Genomic DNA, 15842 nt, shown 5'->3' on the forward strand with positions numbered 1-15842 from the left:
CGGACCGCGGAGGCCTGCGCGACCGGGTGTCCCGGCCCCGCGGTGGCTCCGGGCCGATGTCACGCGTCGAGAGTGACGTCCGAGGCCGGCACCGACTGACAGCTCAGGGCGGTGCCGTCGGGCAGGTCGTCGCCCGGCTCGACCAGATGCGCGACCTGCCCTTCCAGCACCCGGCAGGCGCAGCTCTCGCACTGTCCCACCCGGCAGCCGCTCGGCAGGGTCACCCCTTCCCGCTCGGCCAGTTCGAGCAGGGTGCCGTCCGACGCGGTCCAGGTCGCCTCCCGCCCCGAGCGGGCGAACCGGACGGTGCGCCGGGCCCCCTCCGGCACGTCCACGGCGCGGCGGGCGACCCGGAACCGCTCGCTGAAGATCTCGAAGGCCGGCACGCCCCGCGCCCGCAGTCCCTCGCTCAGCCCGGACAGCATCGGCTCGGGACCGCACAGATAGAACCGGGCCCGGCGCCCGACGAGCCGGGCATCGACGTCGGCCGCCGTGATGAAGCCCTGCCGGTCGTGGCCGTGACCGGGGCGGTCGCCCGGCCCCGGCGCCGCGTAGTGCGTGATGACCGTCAACGTCCCGATGAGACGCTCCAGTTCACGCAACCGGTCGCGGAACGGGTGATCGTCGCCGTCGGTGGTGCCGTAGTGCAGGACGACCTCGGGGACCGTGCCGCCGGCCGCCGCCAGGGTCTCCAGGTAGCCGAGGAACGGGGTGATGCCGATGCCCCCGGCGATCAGCACCACGGGACGGTCGGTGTCGGCCGGGATGCGGAACGAGCCGCCGGGCGCCGTCAGTTCGACCCGGTCACCGACGGCCAGGGCCTCGTGCACGTACGGGGACAGCGCGCCTGCGGGCACCCGGCGCACGGCCAGGGTGTACGCGGTGCGGGCCGGGTCGGTCGCCGGTCCGGTCAGCGAGTAGGCGCGGGTGGCGTCCGGGCCGCCCGGACCGGCGGCGCGCAGGGTCACATGCTGTCCCGGGGCGTGATCGGGCAGCGGGCCGCCGTCGACGGGCGCCAGACGCAGGGTGCGCACGTCCCGGCCCTCGTCGCCCCGCCCCACGACGGTGAAGGCGCGGGTGCCGCGCCAGGTGTGGTCCGCGGCGATCGGCCGGACCCGGCAGGCGAGCGCGCGCAGCGGCGCGGAGCCGCTGAGCGGGTCGGTCGTCGTGTGGTCGACGAGCCGGTTGTAGTTGCTGCCGCCCGGGTCCAGCGGGTCGGCGCCGGGCAGCGCCAGGTCGGGCGCGCCCTGCCACCAGCCGTACTCGCCGACCACCACACCCGGGTGCAGCGACTCGTCGAAGCGGGCCCGCAGCCGGATCGCGCCGCGCCGCGTGGCCACCTCCACCCACTGCCCCTGCGCGATGCCGCTCCCGGCGGCGGTGTCCGGATGCAGGTCCAGGCACGGATCGGGCGCGCGCCGCCTGAGCGAGGACACGGAACGGTGCTGGCTGTGCACGAAATGGCCGTGCTTGGCGCACGTCAGCACCAGGGGGAACGCGTCGTCCGGCGCCTGCGGCTCAAGGTGCTCGGGAACGGGCGGGTAGCCGTGGTCGAGAAGGCGCTGTGAATACAGCTCCACGCGCCGCGTCGGTGTGCCGAAGCCGGTCACCCGCCCCGCGTCGTCGGTGACGGCGTGGCGCCGCTCCGTCTCCGGCCGCGGCACCCGGATGCCGCCCGGCGTCGCGCGCAGCCGCTCGACGCTCAGCCCGAGCGGCTCCAGCTGCCAGTCCCAGGCGGCTGTCACGTCCCCGCCGAAGAACTCTCCGCCCATGCCGAGCCGTTCGGCCAGCGCGAAGACGACCTCGGTGTCGGAGCGGGTCCCGGGCAGCGGCTCCACGATCCGCGGCCGCAGCTGCACCTGCTCCTGCGCCCGGTGCCCGATCTCGAAACCGCATCGCAGCGCCTCGTGCTCGTACGCGCTGTTCACCGGCAGCACGATGTCCGCACTGGCGCTCGTCGGCGACTCGAACAGATCGAGGTGCACCTGGAAGTCCAGCGCCCGCAACGCACGCGCCGTCCGGTCCGAACCCGGCTGCGCCACCACCAGATTCGCCCCGAACCCGATCAACGCCCGCACGGCATAGGGCTGTTGTTCCTCGATCGCCCGGCACAGGTCGCCCGCATTGACGTACCCGAAAGCGGGCGGCCCCAGCGGGTGACGGTCGAGACCGAGGGCCTTGGCCCGCTGCGCCGGGTCGAAGTCGCCGAAGCCGGAGGCCGGACGGTAGGGCGGCGGGGGTGCGATCCGGTTGCCGCCCCGCCGGTCGAAGGACCCGGTGAGCGCGTACAGGGTGGCCAGGGCCCGTTCGGTCTGCGCGGCGTTCGCGCTCTGCCCGACCCCGGTCCACCCGTAGTACGTCACCGAGTCCGCCGCCGCGATCTCCGCGGCCAGCGACCGGATGTCCGCCTCGGGGATCCAGGTCTCGGCCGCCACCCGTTCCACCGGCCACCGCGCACACGCCTCGGCGTACCGCTCGAACGCGGGCACGCAGTCCACGGTCGCGCCGGTGCGCAGCCGGACCCGGCGCCGCCCGCGCAGCGCGAACCGCTCCGGCGCGACGGCGGCCCGCTCCGTGTCACAGGCCTCCGGCGTGCCCGTCCGCTCGTCCCACACGACGAACCCCTCGGCACCGGCCACCAGGTCGCCGGCGCACAGGAACCGCCCGTCGTCGCAGCGCACCAGCAGCGGACCGTTGGTCCAGGACCGCACGAACTCCTCGTCATAGGCGTCCTGCCGGATCAGCAGATGGGCGAGGCCCAGGGCGAGCGCCGCGTCGGTGCCCGGACGCACCCGCAGCCAGTGGTCGGCGCGCAGCGCGCTGGTGGAGCGCCGGGGATCGACGACGGCGAGCCGCATCCCGCGCGCCTGGGCCGCCGACAGGGCTGCCGACTGTGCGAGCCAGGTCTTGGCCGGGTTGAAGCCCCACAGCAGGGCGAGGCCGGCGTGCGCGTAGTCCGGCGGCGGCAGCGGACAGCCGAACGTGAAGGCGTGGGCGAAGTCCTTGTGCCAGTTGCAGATCTCGGCGCTGTACACGGTGTTCGGGCTGCCGAAACGGCGGACGAACCGCTCGATCCACTCGGTCGCGTCGGAGATCATCGTGCCGCTGGGCGTGGCCACCCCGAACGCGACCGCCTCCGGCCCGCTCTCGGCGGCGATCTCCCGCATCCGGCGCGCGATCTCGTCCAGCGCCTCGTCCCAGGAGACCGGCTCCCAGCCCGGGTCGGGGTCGTCCTTGGGCCGGGTGCGGCGCAGCGGGGTCGTCAGCCGCCGACTGTTGTGCGCGATCTCGGCCGCGGCCCGGCCCTTCGGGCACATCGCCGCGCCGGTCGGATGCCCGGGGTCGGGCCTGACCCCGGTGATCCGGCCGTCCTCGACGGTGAACACGGCACCGCAGCGCGACTTGCAGAGCGTGCAGAAACCCCGCTTCTCCTCGATCACCCGAAGCCTCCGGAGGGACGGTCGGCGTATCTGTCGCCTTCCATTGCACGCCCCGGCCCCCACGCCGCGGCCCGCCGATGGTCCCGACCTTCGGGTCCTACGGCCCTGCGCCCGCAGCCGCCCCGGCACGGTGGCCGGGGCGGCTGCGGGGCGGACGGCTCAGACGGACCGGTGGTACTGGTCCGGGACGTGCACGTCCCCGCCCAGCTCGCGCGCCGCGTGCCGGGCGAACGAGGGGTCGCGCAGCAGCTCGCGGCCGAGCAGCACCGCGTCGGCCTCGCCGTCCGCGAGGATCTTCTCGGCCTGCTGCGGTTCCGTGATCAGGCCGACGGCGGCGGTCGGCACCCCTGCCTCACCCCGGACACGCGCCGCGAACGGCACCTGGTAGCCGGGCCCGACGGGGATGCGGACGCCTGCCGCGTTGCCGCCGGTCGACACGTCGATCAGGTCGACGCCGTGCGCCTGGAGCTCGGCGGTGAACCGGACGGTGTCGTCCGCCGTCCAGCCGCCCTCGTCGAGCCAGTCCGTCGCGGAGATCCGGAAGAAGAGGGGGAGTTCCTCGGGCCACACCGCACGGACGGCGTCGATGACCTCCAGCGCGAACCGGATGCGGTTCTCGTAGGAGCCCCCGTACCCGTCCGTGCGCCGGTTGCTGTGCGGGGAGAGGAACTGGCCGATCAGATAGCCGTGCGCACCGTGGATCTCGGCGACCTCGAACCCGGCGTCGAGCGCCCGCCGCGCCGCGTCCGCGAACTGCCGGACGATCTCGGCGATGCCGTCGGCGGTCAGCTCGGTCGGCACCGCGTGCTTCTCGTCGAAGGCGACCGCGCTCGGCGCGACCGCCTGCCACCCGTGGTCCTCGGGGCCGAGCGGCGCGCCGCCCTTCCAGGGGCGGTCGGTGGAGGCCTTGCGGCCCGCGTGCCCGAGCTGGATCCCCGGCACCGTCCCCTGCGACTTCAGGAACGTCGTGATCCGGCGCAGCGCCTCCACCTGTGTGTCGTTCCAGATGCCGAGGTCGTACGGTGAGATGCGGCCCTCGGGGCTGACACCCGTCGCCTCGACGATGATCAGGCCCGTGCCGCCGGCCGCCCGCGCGCCGTAGTGCTGGAAGTGCCAGTCCGTGGGGGCACCGGTCAGCGGGCCCTCCGGGGCGGCGCTGTACTGGCACATCGGCGGCATCCAGACCCGGTTCGGGACGGTCAGCGACCGCAGGGTGTAGGGCTCGAACAGCGCGCTCACGGCGGACTCCATTCGTACGTGCTCAGAAGCTTGCCTCGTACGATAGGCATCGTAGTACGGCGCCTGTCAAACTACGAGAGGTCTCGTACAATGACGCCGGGACGACGCACTTCAAGGGGAGCCGCCATGACGACCGCAGCACCGCAGGCCACCGGCAGCCGCACGCTCGCTCACCCCGCCCGCGAGGAGATCCGCCTCGAATCGGTGCTGCACGCCCTGTCCGATCCGATGCGTCTCGCGCTGGTCCGCGAGATGGGGGCCTCCGAGGCGGCCGAGCCGCAGGGGCTGCCCTGTTCGCACTTCGACCTGCCCGTCACCAAGTCCACGTCCACGCACCACTTCCGGGTGCTGCGCGAGAGCGGGGTGATCGAGCAGGTCTACCGTGGGACCGCCAAGCTGAACGGGCTGCGCCGGGCCGATCTAGACGCGCTGTTCCCCGGGCTGCTCGACAGTGTTCTCGACGCGGCTGCCCGGCAGGCCGACCGGCTCGACGGCGCCGTTGGCTGAAGTCGCCTTCCCCGGAAGGTGGTTGAAGAGCAGGTTCAGCACGATCGCGGTGAGGCAGCCCGCGCTGATCCCGCTGTGCATCACCGTCTGGAACCAGTCGGGGAACTTGTCGTAGATCGTCGGTACGCCCACGGGGATGATGCCGAGCGCGACGGAGACGGCGACCACGGTCAGATTGCTCGTGCCCTCGAACTCCACCTTGGACAGGGTCCTCAGGCCGCTCGCCGCGACCGTTCCGAACATCACCAGACCCGCGCCGCCGAGCACCGGCGAGGGGATCGCGGCGATCACCGCGCCCAGCTTCGGCAGCAGCCCGAGCAGCACGAGGATGCCGCCCGCCACCGCGACGACCCAGCGGCTGCGCACCTTCGTCATGCCGACCAGGCCGACGTTCTGCGCGAACGCCGTGTACGGGAAGGTGTTGAAGACGCCGCCGAGGACGGTCGAGAAGCCGTCGGCGCGCAGGCCGTCGGCGAGCGCGCGCCGGTCCACCGGGCGCTCCGTCATCTCGCCGACCGCGATGAAGTCGCCGGTGGTCTCGGTCATGGTCACCAGGGCCACGATGAGCATCGAGACGATGGCCGCGCCGTGGAACTCCGGCGCCCCGAAGTGGAACGGTGTGCTGATGCCCACCCAGTTCGCGTCCCCGACCGCGCCGAAGTCCGTGAACCCGGTGGGTATCGCCACCGCCGTACCGGCCACGATGCCGATCAGCACCGCGATCCGGCTGAGGGCGGGCGGCGCGAACCGCTGCACGCCGAGGACGATCACCAGGACGAGCGCCGCGAGCGCGATGTTCTTCGGCTCCCCGAAGTCCTCCGCACCGGAACCGCCCGCCGCCCACGTGCCCGCGGTCGGCAGCAGCGAGAGGCCGATGATCAGGATGACCGTGCCGGTCACGACCGGCGGGAAGAACGTCAGCAGGCGTCCGAAGACCGGTGCGAGCAGCATCATCGCGAGCCCCGCGACGATCACCGCCCCGTAGATCGCGGGCAGTCCGCCGCCCGTCGTACCGATGAGCACCATCGGAGAGACGGCCGCGAACGTGCAGCCCTGCACGATCGGCAGCCGGATGCCGAACCGCCACACGCCCACGCACTGGATGAGCGTCGCGATCCCGCACACCAGCAGGTCGGCGGTGATCAGATACGCGAGATCGGCGGGCGGCAGCTTCATCGCGCCGCCCACGATCAACGGCACGGCGACCGCGCCGGCGTACATCGCGAGAACGTGCTGCAGTCCGAACGCCACCAACTGGCGGGCGGGCGGGACCTGATCGACGGGATGCTTCATACGTGCTCCAAGACCGGGAACGTCACGGGGACAGGGTGGGGAGGAGGCGGCAGCACGAGACCGTAATCGGCTTAAACGGTTTGTTGATTTCGCGGTTGTTGCCGGGATGTGTCAGGCCCCGGGCGCGCCCCGCGCCGCGCTCAACAGCCCCGCCCAGTCCGGGATCTTCACGGACCCGCGCCCCAGCGACCGCCCCAGCGCGGCCTCGGCCAGCTCGATCGCCCGCCACCCGTCCCACTCCACGGGCCGGGCGCCGGCGGCGACCAGCCCGGCCAGCGGATCCCCCGCGAGGTCCTTGCGTACGAACGCGGGGGCGTCCTCGACCAGGGACGTCACCGTCTCCTTGGCGCACGGCCGGTTCGTGCCGATGACTCCGGTCGGCCCGCGCTTGATCCAGCCCGCGACGTACTCGCCGGGCGAGACGAGGCCGCCGCGCAGCACCCGCCCCGCGGTGTGCGGCACGGTTCCCCGCTCGGCGTCGAACGGCAGTCCCTCCAGCGGCACTCCGCGATACCCCACCGACCGGAGCACCAGCTGCGCCCCGATGTCCTCGTACTCGCCCGTGCCGGTCACGCCCCCGCGTCCGTCCGGCCGGGTCCGCTCGAACCGCACCCCCGCGACGCGCCCCCGGTCCCCGGTGATCTCGACGGGCCGCAGGAAGAACCGCAGATGGATCCGGCGGGCGGCGCCCCGGCGCGGCAGGGCGGCCCAGCCGCGCAGCACCTCCACGTTGCGGCGGACCGCGGCGGGCAGCGCGGCGGGCTCGCGGTAGCCGGGATCGAGCGCCAACTCCGCCTCGTCCAGGACGATCTCGGTCTCCGGGAGGGTGGCGAGCTCGCGCAGCTCCTTGGTGGTGAAGCGGGCCTGCGACGGGCCGCGCCGGCCCACCATGTACACGTCCCGCACCTCGCTGGCGCCCAGCGTCCCGAGGGCGGCCTGCGGCATGTCGGTGGGGGCGAGCTCGGCGGCGCCGCGGGCCAGCATGCGCGTCACGTCGACCGCCACGTTGCCGACGCCGATCGTCACGGCCGTGCGCGCGCCGTGCACGAATCCGTCGTCGCGGGCGTCCGGATGCGCGCTGTACCAGGCCACGAAGTCGGTCGCCGACCAGCTGCCGGGCAGGTCCTCGCCAAGAATCCCGAGCCGCCGGTCGGCTGCGGCTCCCACGCAGTACACGACCGCGTGGTACAGCTCCAGCAGCTTCGCGGGCGGCAGCGCGGGGCCGATCTCGACGCCACCGAGGAAGCGGACGCCGTCGTCCTGCAGCACCGTCCGCAGGTTGTTCTGCAGCGACTTGATCTTCTCGTGGTCGGGCGCGACGCCGTAACGCACCAGGCCGTACGGGCACGGCAGCCGGTCGAGCACATCGACGCGGACGTCCGGGAGGCTGCCTTGCCGGACCAGGCTCTGGGCGGTGTAGACCCCGCTCGGCCCCGATCCGACCACGGCGATGTGCGGCACGGGCGGCTCCTTCCGCTGGCGCGCTGATGTTCCTCAGCATGGCACCGGGAGCGGTCAGGGGGGAGGGGCTGTCGGCGTGCCGTGAACTGACCATGCGTGATCATACGGATACCGTTCGCATGTGCTGGACAGTTCATTTCCTGATGTTTTTGATCAACTTCAACCGAATAGTTACGTCCCAGTGTGGCCGCGGTGGGAGATCCAGGGACACGGCACCGCCGGGGCAGCGGCGTGGGACGAGGAGGCGCCGGGCGGGGACGTCCTGCCGCCGTGGTTCCAGGTCCGCCTGATGTTCGGCGACGGCAGGAACATCGACGTCCTCGCCGTCGTGACGGACGACCGGGTCGCCATCGAGGACGTCCGCTCCCAGCCGCCCCTCTCCCTCGACGACCTGGCCTCCCTCACCGACTGGATCGAGGGCCCCCTGGAGGACGCCTGCCGGGTACTCGCCGAGCAGCACGAGCGCCCCGCCCGCCCCGCCGCGCCCGAGGAGCCGCCGGGCCGCCGCGCCCGCCCGTCCTGGCCGCGCGGCACCGAGGGCCGGCGCCATGTCGCCGAGGTCTACCGCGCCGCCCAGGACGAGGGCCGCGACCCGGTCCTGGAAGTCATGCGCGTCACGGGCCGCAGCCGCCGCAAGTCCCTCCGGCTGATCGCCGCGGCTCGCGACGCGGGTTTCCTGGCGCCCCGCCACAACCGGCGGTGACGCGGCGTCAGGGCAGCGCTCTCGTCAGTCCATGTCCCGCATGCGGTTGATCTCCGCCGTCTGCTGGGCGATCACGTCGTCGGCCATCTCCTCCACCTGCACGTCGTTCCCGTCGCTCTTCACCTCCGTGGCCATCGTCACCGCCCCCTGGTGATGGGTGATCATCAGCTTCAGGAACAACGCGTCGAAGGCCTCGCCCCGGGCGGCCCGCAGCTTCTTCAACTGCGCCGCGCTCGCCATTCCCGGCATCGCCTCGTGCCCTGCGTGCCCCGTCGGGGACTCGCTCCGACCGTGCTGTTCCAGCCAGCCGCGCATCATCTCGACCTCGGGCCCCTGCGCGGCCGCGATCCGCTCGGCCAGCCGTTTCACCGGCTCCGACTCGGCCTGTTCCGGGGCGAGTTCGGTCATCTGCAGGGCCTGCTGGTGGTGCAGGATCATCATCTGCGCGTACCGTACGTCGGCCGAGTTGGGCTTGTCGTCCGCGCCGCGTCGCTGCGCGTCCCGGGCCGAGAGTGTCTCCGCGGCCTCACCGGGCTTGCCCGGCGCGATGACCGAAGGGCCGCCGGAAGCAGGGGAGTCGGCCTCACCGGAACCCCCTGAGTCGCACGCGGTCAACCCCAGCGCGAGCGCCATGAGCAGGGCGGGAACCCCAACTTTGATGACGATTCCGTTGCCATCTGTTGATCTGTGCATGAGGAAGACGATACTCGGGGGATCCGTGAACCGTTCACGTATCAACGACGTCATCGTCAATCAGGGAGACAACAGTGACCCTGTTGCAGGACTCCACCCGAACACGCCGCAGACGCCTGGGAGTCGGGGCCGCGGCCGCCGGACTCCTCGCGGCCCTGCTGACCGCCGGACCGGTGTCCGCGACGCCTGATCCGGGCGACAGATCCGCAGCCCCCAAGAGCGTCTCGCAGAGCACCGAGGCCGAGGCGAAGGCGGCGATAGCCGCCGACGAGATACCCGGACAGGACGAGATCGTCCACTCCGACAACATCGAGCACCTCACCAACATCCCCAAGGACGTGCTCCCCGGCCTCAACACGGACCTCGCGTTCCAGGGCAAGTACGCGTTCGCCGGGAACTACGACGGCTTCCGCATCTACGACATCAGCAACCCCAAGTCGCCCAGGACCGTCTCCCAGGTCCTGTGCCCGGGCTCCCAGAACGACGTCTCCGTCTCCGGGAACCTGCTGTTCCTCTCCACGGACAGCTCCCGCAGCGACAACTCCTGTGCCTCCACCACCCAGCCCGCGACCGAGAAGTCGTCGTGGGAGGGCATGAAGGTCTTCGACATCAGCGACAAGCGGAACCCGAAGTACGTCGCCGCCGTCGAGACCGCGTGCGGCTCGCACACGCACACCCTGGTCCCGGAGAAGAAGAACGTCTACGTGTACGTCTCCTCGTACTCGCCGAGCGCCACGTTCCCGGACTGCCAGCCGCCGCACGACGGCATCTCGGTCATCAAGGTGCCGCGCAAGGCCCCGCAGAAGGCGGCCGTGGTGAACTTCCCCGTCCTGTTCCCCGGTGAGGGCGCGGACGGCGGCGGCAACCCGGGCGCCCCCACCAACCCGGGCGTCTCCAAGACCACCGGCTGCCACGACATCACGGTGCTGCCCTCGAAGGACCTGGCCGCCGGTGCCTGCATGGGCGACGGCATCCTGTTCTCCATCAAGGACCCGGAGAACCCGAAGGTCATCGACCAGGTCCAGGACAACGTGAACTTCGCGTTCTGGCACTCGGCGACCTTCAACCAGAAGGCGAACAAGGTCGTGTTCACCGACGAGCTCGGCGGCGGCGGCGCGGCCACCTGCAACGCGCAGATCGGCCCGAACCGCGGCGCGGACGGCATCTACGACATCGTCGGCAAGGGCACCAAGAGCAAGCTCGTCTTCCGCTCCTACTACAAGATCCCGCGCCACCAGGCCGACACCGAGAACTGTGTCGCGCACAACGGCTCGCTGATCCCCGTCAAGGGCAAGGACCTCATGGTCCAGGCCTGGTACCAGGGCGGCGTCTCGGTGTGGGACTTCACCGACTCCTCGAAGCCCAAGGAGATCGCCTACTTCGAGCGCGGCCCGCTGACCACTGACGCGCTGCAGGTCGGCGGCTCCTGGTCGGCGTACTACTACAACGGCTACATCTTCTCCAACGACATCGCGAAGGGCTTCGACGTCCTGAAGCTCAGCGACCGGCGCACGGATCCGGCCAAGCGGGTCCACCTGGACGAGCTCAACGTCCAGACGCAGCCGGACTACTTCGACTGACCGTCGTTGTCCGCGGCCGGCCGCAACGGTTCGAAGTAGCGTGAGAAATCCGCCGGCCGCTCGTGTGCGGGACTCTCGTCGGGCGACGCGTCGTCGCCCGGCGGGAAGCCCCGCTCCCACTCCAGCCCGTAGCGCTGGAACAGCTCGGCGCGCAGCGCCGCCATCGGCATCGGCGCTCCCGGTACGAGCATCGCGAACACCGCGCCCATCAACAGGGCGCGCAGCAGCGGGTAGTCCCGGTCGACGTCGAGCGTCCCGTGCCGTACGACGGTGTCACGCAGCAGGGCCGCCAGCCGCTGCTGCTCCGGGCACTGCACGAACCCCTCGGCCTGCAGGATGCCCGCCATGTGCGTCCGCATGAGAACGGGCTGGTCCCGGGCCAGACCCAGGATCGCGTCGACGGCCCGCGCCAGCCGCTCGTCCCCGTCCTGCGTCGGCGGCCGGCGCTCCAGTGCCTCTTCCAGGGTCCGGTGCATCAGCCGGTGCACGGCGGACTGCAGCAGCTGGCGCTTGCCGGGGAAGTAGTACGAGACCAGGCCGCGCGCCGAACCGGCACGGTCCGCGATGTCGCCGAGGGTCGTCGCGTCGTAGCCGCGCTCCCCGACGAGCTCCAGCGTCGCCTGCAGAAGCCGCTCACGGGAACGTCGGCGCAACTCCTCATTGACCGATGCGCTGCGGGGGGACATCCTTGACTCCTGCGTTGACTGGCTCTCAGCCAACTATACTCAGCGCGGTCCGGCCACCGGCCCCTGGGCACGGTGCGCACGGATCAGCCGGCCGTATTCGGGCGACGCGGGGGATCGTCCGAATATGGTCGCGCTGGAGGGCCCCCACCGATCTCCGCCGGTTCCAAAGGCGCAGGCCGCAAGCGTGGATCACCAGAAGGTGTGGACTCCACCGACCGCCACCCGACCCCGGGACGGCGGGAATGGGGTCATTTGGGGGTCGGGCTCGCAGGCCTTCAGGTCACGCTGTGACGACTCGAAGATGCTGCTCCAGCTCGTCCTTGATCTCCAAGGCGCTTCCGACAGCAGGCACCCGCCCGTCAGTTTGCAGCCCCTGTTCTACGGCGTCCTCTGTGGTGTACCGGATGATGCCGGGAGAGGGCAGGTAGTGATCGCGGAGCCAGAGCAGGAACTCTGACGCCTTTTTGGGCCATATCAGGGTCTGCCAGCAGGCCGTGGCGTCCTCGTCGTTAGTGACGATCTCCAGGCCGCGGATTTCCTTGTTCGCGGTCATCGCGTCGTTGTACTGGCCGAGCACGTACTTGGAGTCGATCATGTAGCCCTCTGGAGGGCGCATGCAGTCAGAAGCCTTGAACTTGGACTGCGACGTCGGCAGCAGCGGGATCTTCCGTTCCGCGTAGCCCGCAGTCCGCAACTGGTAGGCATTCTCCGGGCTGTTCGGAGTGTTCCTGGCACCGCCGAGGCGGAGCGGCACAATCCCGCAGCGTCCAGAGCGTGAGCCACGTTTGTCGAGCGTCGTGCCCGCGGCCGACTTGTAAAACCTCTTGGCGAACTCTGCACCGGCCTCGTCGTCGCCCGCCATGCCCTTCTGCCGATCCAGCTCATCATCGATGCGCTGATCATGCCGCCGCTGACGAGTTGCAGATCTGCTGGCATGGATGCGCCGAGGTGACGATCACTCCGCTGGTCTGGGGTTATTCCGCTGGTTGGCGTTGAAGCGCGCTTTCTTCTGGCGATTGCCGCATGTGTTCATGTCGCACCATCTGCGAGTGCGGCTCTGGCTGGTGTCGAAGAAGGCGGCTCGGCAGGTGGGGGAGGCGCACAAGGCCAGTTTTCCGTCTCGTTCGCCCGCGATGATGCTGACCGCGTCGGCGGCGATCACGCTGAGGGCGTCCTCCACGCAGGAAGCCGAGCCGAGCTGCCATCGCCGCCGGCCCTCGGGCGTCAGGACGGCCGCGGCCCGACCCTGAGCGCTGCGGTCATTGATGACGTGGACGGCGGACGCGGGGAGAGCGTCCTGGAGTGCGGCCGCTGTCGCGGCGGCGTGAATCGACTCCCTCAGTTCCCGGGCGAGGGCGAGCTGGGCAGCGGTACAGGAGTCCACGGCGAGGCCGCTGACGGCCAGCCAGTCGACGAGTCGTTGCGGCGTGGGAATGCGCTCCACGGCGTCGCCGTGACGCTCCGACAGGGTCCCCGTGAAGCTCGTCGCCAGCACCTTGCCGAGGCGGAAGTCGGGGAACTCAACACGCATGGAACCACCTTAGCCGGTTGCGGCGTGACTCGGAGGGCTGTTAGAACCGTCTTAGACGGTTCCGCTATGGCCAGGAGGACTCATGCCCCGTCCCGCCAGCGACGTACACGCGTTTGAAGCCCACGCAACCGACGCCGACCTCGACGATCTGCGCGCGCGGCTGGCCGCGGCGCGACTGCCGGAGGCTGAGACGGTCCACGGCGCCGCGCCCGGCTCTCGCCGATGGGAGCAGGGCGTTCCTCTCGCCGACCTCGTCGATGTCGTGAACTACTGGCGCACCGGGTACAACTGGCGGGCGTTCGAAGAGCGCCTTAACCGGATCGGCCAGTTCCGCACGACCATTGATGATCTGGGCATCCACTTCCTGCACCGCCGGTCCGCGCGCGCCGATGCCACTCCTTTGATCCTGACGCACGGCTGGCCGGGCAGCATTGCCGAGTTCACCGATGTAGTGGACGAGTTGGCGGATCCGAAGGACGCGGACGCGCCGGCATTCCACGTCGTGGTCCCGTCGCTGCCTGGCTTTGGCTACAGCGACAAGCCGGCCACCATCGGGTGGGGAACCGAAAAGATCGCGGCCGCATGGGTGGAGCTGATGGGAAGGCTCGGCTACGGAAAGTTCGTAGCCCACGGCGGCGACTGGGGCGGCAATATCACCACGGTCCTCGGTGGCCGGTTCCCGGCGCACGTTCTCGGCATCCACACCTTGTTCGCGGAGGCGCCGCCCGGGTTGACGACGGACGGGCTGACGGCGGTCGAGCGCAAGTGGACCGAGGAGACCCACGATTTCTGGAGCCACCGCGCGGCGTACGCGAAGCAGCAGGCGACCCGGCCGCAGACCATCGGCTACTCGCTCGTCGACTCACCGGTCGGGCTGCTCGCCTGGATCCTCGACAAGTTCGCCGAGTGGTCGGACACCGAGGACAGCCCGTTCGAGACGATTTCCCGAGACCGCATTCTTGACGACGTCACCCTGTACTGGCTGACGCGGACCGGCGCATCGGCGGCCCGCATCTACTACGAAAGCCACAACTCGCTCGATCCCGAACTTCGGGTCGACGTCCCATCCGCGATCACCATGTATCCCCGCGACATCGAGAAATCTCCGCGCCCCTGGGCACAGGAGCGGTACCGGCACATCGTCCGGTGGAGGTCGCCGGAGAACGGGGGTCATTTCCCGTCGCTGGAGGTTCCCGAGTTCTTCGTCAAGGATCTGCAGGAGGGCCTCGCGGCAGTGCTGGCCGCTCATCGGTGAACGCGGCTCGGTGCCGGCACTCGATCACCGCCTGCGGCAAATGCGGTGTTCAGCTCCCGCGGGAAGCGGCAGTCCGACAGGATCTTGGCCTATGTCTCCTGCCGCGCTCTCCTGGCCATCAGGCCTCCCGCTGACGACCTGGGTCTGGATCATCGAAGGCCTGGTCGCGCTCCTCCTGGCGTGGGTTGCCATCCGCTTCAGACGCCCACAAGGCAGAAGACGTGAGAACCCGCTGCGCAACCGCGCGGTCAGAGCATCTCTCCTGATAGCCGTCGGCGCAGTGGCCTTCGTCGTCGTGTTCTGGCGGGGCCCCTGGTGGTTCGACAGCGCCCACATCCGCAGCAGAGCGCTCCAGCCCGCTGACGGCGTCGTCATCACCGGCTTCCGAACCGGCCTCGTCGCACTCGCCGCCGGCATCATCGCAGGAGCCGGGCTGTACTACACCCATCGAAGTCACCTGCACACAGTCTCCAAGGACCGGGAGCAGGCCGACCTCACCCGCGAAGGGCAAGTCACCGGCCGTTACGTCGAAGCCATCAAGCTCCTCGCATCCGACAAGATCCATGAACGGCTCGGCGGCATCTACTCCCTCGAACGCATCATGCGCGATTCCGGCAAGGACAGCGCCACCGTGGTCGAAGTGCTCGCCGCCTACGTCCGTACCTCGCTCGACAAACACGTCGAGGCGCGATCCGTCATCGACCCGGACTCGGCCGCCGCAGGGCCGGTCACTGTACTCAAGCCCCTCAAGGAACCAGTGCGCGCCGCTCTCAACGTCCTTGGCCGAAACACCGCCCAGCGCAACAGACGGCCGGACCTCCGCAGCATCAAGACCGGTGGGCGCGACCTCAGCGAAGCTGATCTCAGAGGCGCGTGGATGACAAAGGCACAGCTCACAGACGCACACCTCAGAGGCGCGAAGCTACAGGAAGCCATCCTTGAGGATGCGGTCCTTGCAGGGGCGCAACTGGAGAAGGCGGACCTGACGAGGGCGAATCTCAAGGGCGCCTGGATGCAGGACGCGCACATGCTCAAGGCGGTACTCCGATACGCCAAGCTGACCGAGGCCACGCTCAACAAAGCGAAGTTGCCCTACGCCGACCTCACCGGAGCCGATCTCACGGGCGCCGAACTCAAAGGGGCCAACCTCTTCCATGCCGACCTCACGACCGTCCGGCTGATCCGCGCCGACCTGAAGCACGCGACCCTGACCATGGCCGATCTCGAAAAGACGGACCTCACCGAAACCGAAGGCCTCACCGCAGAGCAGATCCATCAGGCCAAGGTCTACACATCCACAAATCTCCCGCCAGACATCGCCGGCGACCCCCAAGTACGCGCCCGCATCGCACAATGCGAGGCAGCCAGAGCGGCAGGCGAAGAGCCGCCCACAGGCGGACGGTGACCGAGTCGATGGGCAGAGGCATGCGCCATCATCCGGTCGTGCTGGCGAG

Annotated in this window: 13 protein-coding genes; 5 read left to right on the forward strand and 8 right to left on the reverse strand. The window is 70.4% G+C overall.

All coding sequences use genetic code 11. The annotated features are described in order from the left end of the window. Positions 1-59: 59 nt before the first annotated feature. Positions 60-3440 (reverse strand): molybdopterin-dependent oxidoreductase, encoded by a 3381-nt coding sequence (locus ACQUQD_RS36500; protein ID WP_428956483.1) that lies wholly within the window; start codon positions 3438-3440, stop codon positions 60-62. A gap of 159 nt (positions 3441-3599) precedes the next feature. Further along, the gene (locus ACQUQD_RS36505) at positions 3600-4679 is read right to left on the reverse strand and encodes an NADH:flavin oxidoreductase/NADH oxidase (RefSeq protein ID WP_428956484.1); all 1080 of its coding nucleotides are present in this window, start codon (positions 4677-4679) and stop codon (positions 3600-3602) included. A 126-nt stretch (positions 4680-4805) separates the two neighbouring features. On the opposite strand from ACQUQD_RS36505, the gene ACQUQD_RS36510 reads away from it, so the two are divergent. Continuing rightward, positions 4806-5186: an ArsR/SmtB family transcription factor gene (locus ACQUQD_RS36510; protein ID WP_428956485.1), complete on the forward strand. Its 381-nt coding sequence runs from the start codon at positions 4806-4808 to the stop codon at positions 5184-5186. On the opposite strand, the gene ACQUQD_RS36515 is transcribed toward ACQUQD_RS36510, so the two are convergent. Both ACQUQD_RS36515 and ACQUQD_RS36520 read right to left on the reverse strand, forming a co-directional pair. Next, positions 5100-6479: a nucleobase:cation symporter-2 family protein gene (locus ACQUQD_RS36515; protein ID WP_428956486.1), complete on the reverse strand. Its 1380-nt coding sequence runs from the start codon at positions 6477-6479 to the stop codon at positions 5100-5102. The two genes, ACQUQD_RS36510 and ACQUQD_RS36515, sit on opposite strands and share 87 nt — an antisense overlap. Positions 6480-6590: 111 nt before the next feature. Then, positions 6591-7940, reverse strand: a complete 1350-nt coding sequence (locus ACQUQD_RS36520; protein WP_428956487.1) for an NADP oxidoreductase — start codon at positions 7938-7940, stop codon at positions 6591-6593. 181 nt (positions 7941-8121) lie between these two features. On the opposite strand from ACQUQD_RS36520, the gene ACQUQD_RS36525 reads away from it, so the two are divergent. Next, complete coding sequence (locus tag ACQUQD_RS36525) at positions 8122-8643, forward strand: DUF6214 family protein (RefSeq protein WP_428956488.1); 522 nt, start codon at positions 8122-8124, stop codon at positions 8641-8643. Between the two features lie 24 nt (positions 8644-8667). On the opposite strand, the gene ACQUQD_RS36530 is transcribed toward ACQUQD_RS36525, so the two are convergent. Next, positions 8668-9336, reverse strand: coding sequence for a DUF305 domain-containing protein (locus tag ACQUQD_RS36530; protein WP_428956489.1), 669 nt, complete (start codon positions 9334-9336; stop codon positions 8668-8670). Between the two features lie 74 nt (positions 9337-9410). Between ACQUQD_RS36530 and ACQUQD_RS36535 the strand changes: the two genes are divergently transcribed. Then, on the forward strand, positions 9411-10916 hold the full coding sequence (locus ACQUQD_RS36535) for an LVIVD repeat-containing protein (RefSeq protein WP_428956490.1): 1506 nt from the start codon (positions 9411-9413) through the stop codon (positions 10914-10916). Here the strand turns inward: ACQUQD_RS36535 and ACQUQD_RS36540 are convergent. From ACQUQD_RS36540 to ACQUQD_RS36550, 3 genes are all read right to left on the reverse strand, one after another. Continuing rightward, positions 10904-11602: a TetR/AcrR family transcriptional regulator gene (locus tag ACQUQD_RS36540; RefSeq protein WP_428956491.1), complete on the reverse strand. Its 699-nt coding sequence runs from the start codon at positions 11600-11602 to the stop codon at positions 10904-10906. The genes ACQUQD_RS36535 and ACQUQD_RS36540 overlap by 13 nt on opposite strands. Positions 11603-11882: 280 nt before the next feature. Then, positions 11883-12464 carry a restriction endonuclease fold toxin-2 domain-containing protein gene (locus tag ACQUQD_RS36545; RefSeq protein WP_428956492.1) on the reverse strand — a complete coding sequence of 194 codons (582 nt, stop codon included), beginning with the start codon at positions 12462-12464 and terminating at the stop codon, positions 11883-11885. Positions 12465-12557: 93 nt separating this feature from the next. Further along, the gene (locus ACQUQD_RS36550) at positions 12558-13133 is read right to left on the reverse strand and encodes a CGNR zinc finger domain-containing protein (protein ID WP_428956493.1); all 576 of its coding nucleotides are present in this window, start codon (positions 13131-13133) and stop codon (positions 12558-12560) included. Positions 13134-13215: 82 nt separating this feature from the next. Between ACQUQD_RS36550 and ACQUQD_RS36555 the strand changes: the two genes are divergently transcribed. Both ACQUQD_RS36555 and ACQUQD_RS36560 read left to right on the forward strand, forming a co-directional pair. Then, on the forward strand, positions 13216-14388 hold the full coding sequence (locus ACQUQD_RS36555) for an epoxide hydrolase (RefSeq protein WP_428956494.1): 1173 nt from the start codon (positions 13216-13218) through the stop codon (positions 14386-14388). Between the two features lie 91 nt (positions 14389-14479). Continuing rightward, positions 14480-15793, forward strand: coding sequence for a pentapeptide repeat-containing protein (locus ACQUQD_RS36560; protein WP_428956495.1), 1314 nt, complete (start codon positions 14480-14482; stop codon positions 15791-15793). Positions 15794-15842 lie beyond the last annotated feature (49 nt).

Source organism: Streptomyces sp. cg35, assembly GCF_050410835.1.
In the GTDB taxonomy this organism is placed as follows: domain Bacteria; phylum Actinomycetota; class Actinomycetes; order Streptomycetales; family Streptomycetaceae; genus Streptomyces.

What these genes read in the sequence shown, in the direction of transcription:
- ACQUQD_RS36530 (WP_428956489.1), bottom strand. Translation starts at nt 9,336, where the DNA reads ATGCACAGATCAACAGATGGCAACGGAATCGTCATCAAAGTTGGGGTT.
- ACQUQD_RS36510 (WP_428956485.1), top strand. Translation starts at nt 4,806, where the DNA reads ATGACGACCGCAGCACCGCAGGCCACCGGCAGCCGCACGCTCGCTCAC.
- ACQUQD_RS36515 (WP_428956486.1), bottom strand. Translation starts at nt 6,479, where the DNA reads ATGAAGCATCCCGTCGATCAGGTCCCGCCCGCCCGCCAGTTGGTGGCG.
- ACQUQD_RS36545 (WP_428956492.1), bottom strand. Translation starts at nt 12,464, where the DNA reads ATGGCGGGCGACGACGAGGCCGGTGCAGAGTTCGCCAAGAGGTTTTAC.
- ACQUQD_RS36560 (WP_428956495.1), top strand. Translation starts at nt 14,480, where the DNA reads ATGTCTCCTGCCGCGCTCTCCTGGCCATCAGGCCTCCCGCTGACGACC.
- ACQUQD_RS36555 (WP_428956494.1), top strand. Translation starts at nt 13,216, where the DNA reads ATGCCCCGTCCCGCCAGCGACGTACACGCGTTTGAAGCCCACGCAACC.
- ACQUQD_RS36540 (WP_428956491.1), bottom strand. Translation starts at nt 11,602, where the DNA reads ATGTCCCCCCGCAGCGCATCGGTCAATGAGGAGTTGCGCCGACGTTCC.
- ACQUQD_RS36550 (WP_428956493.1), bottom strand. Translation starts at nt 13,133, where the DNA reads ATGCGTGTTGAGTTCCCCGACTTCCGCCTCGGCAAGGTGCTGGCGACG.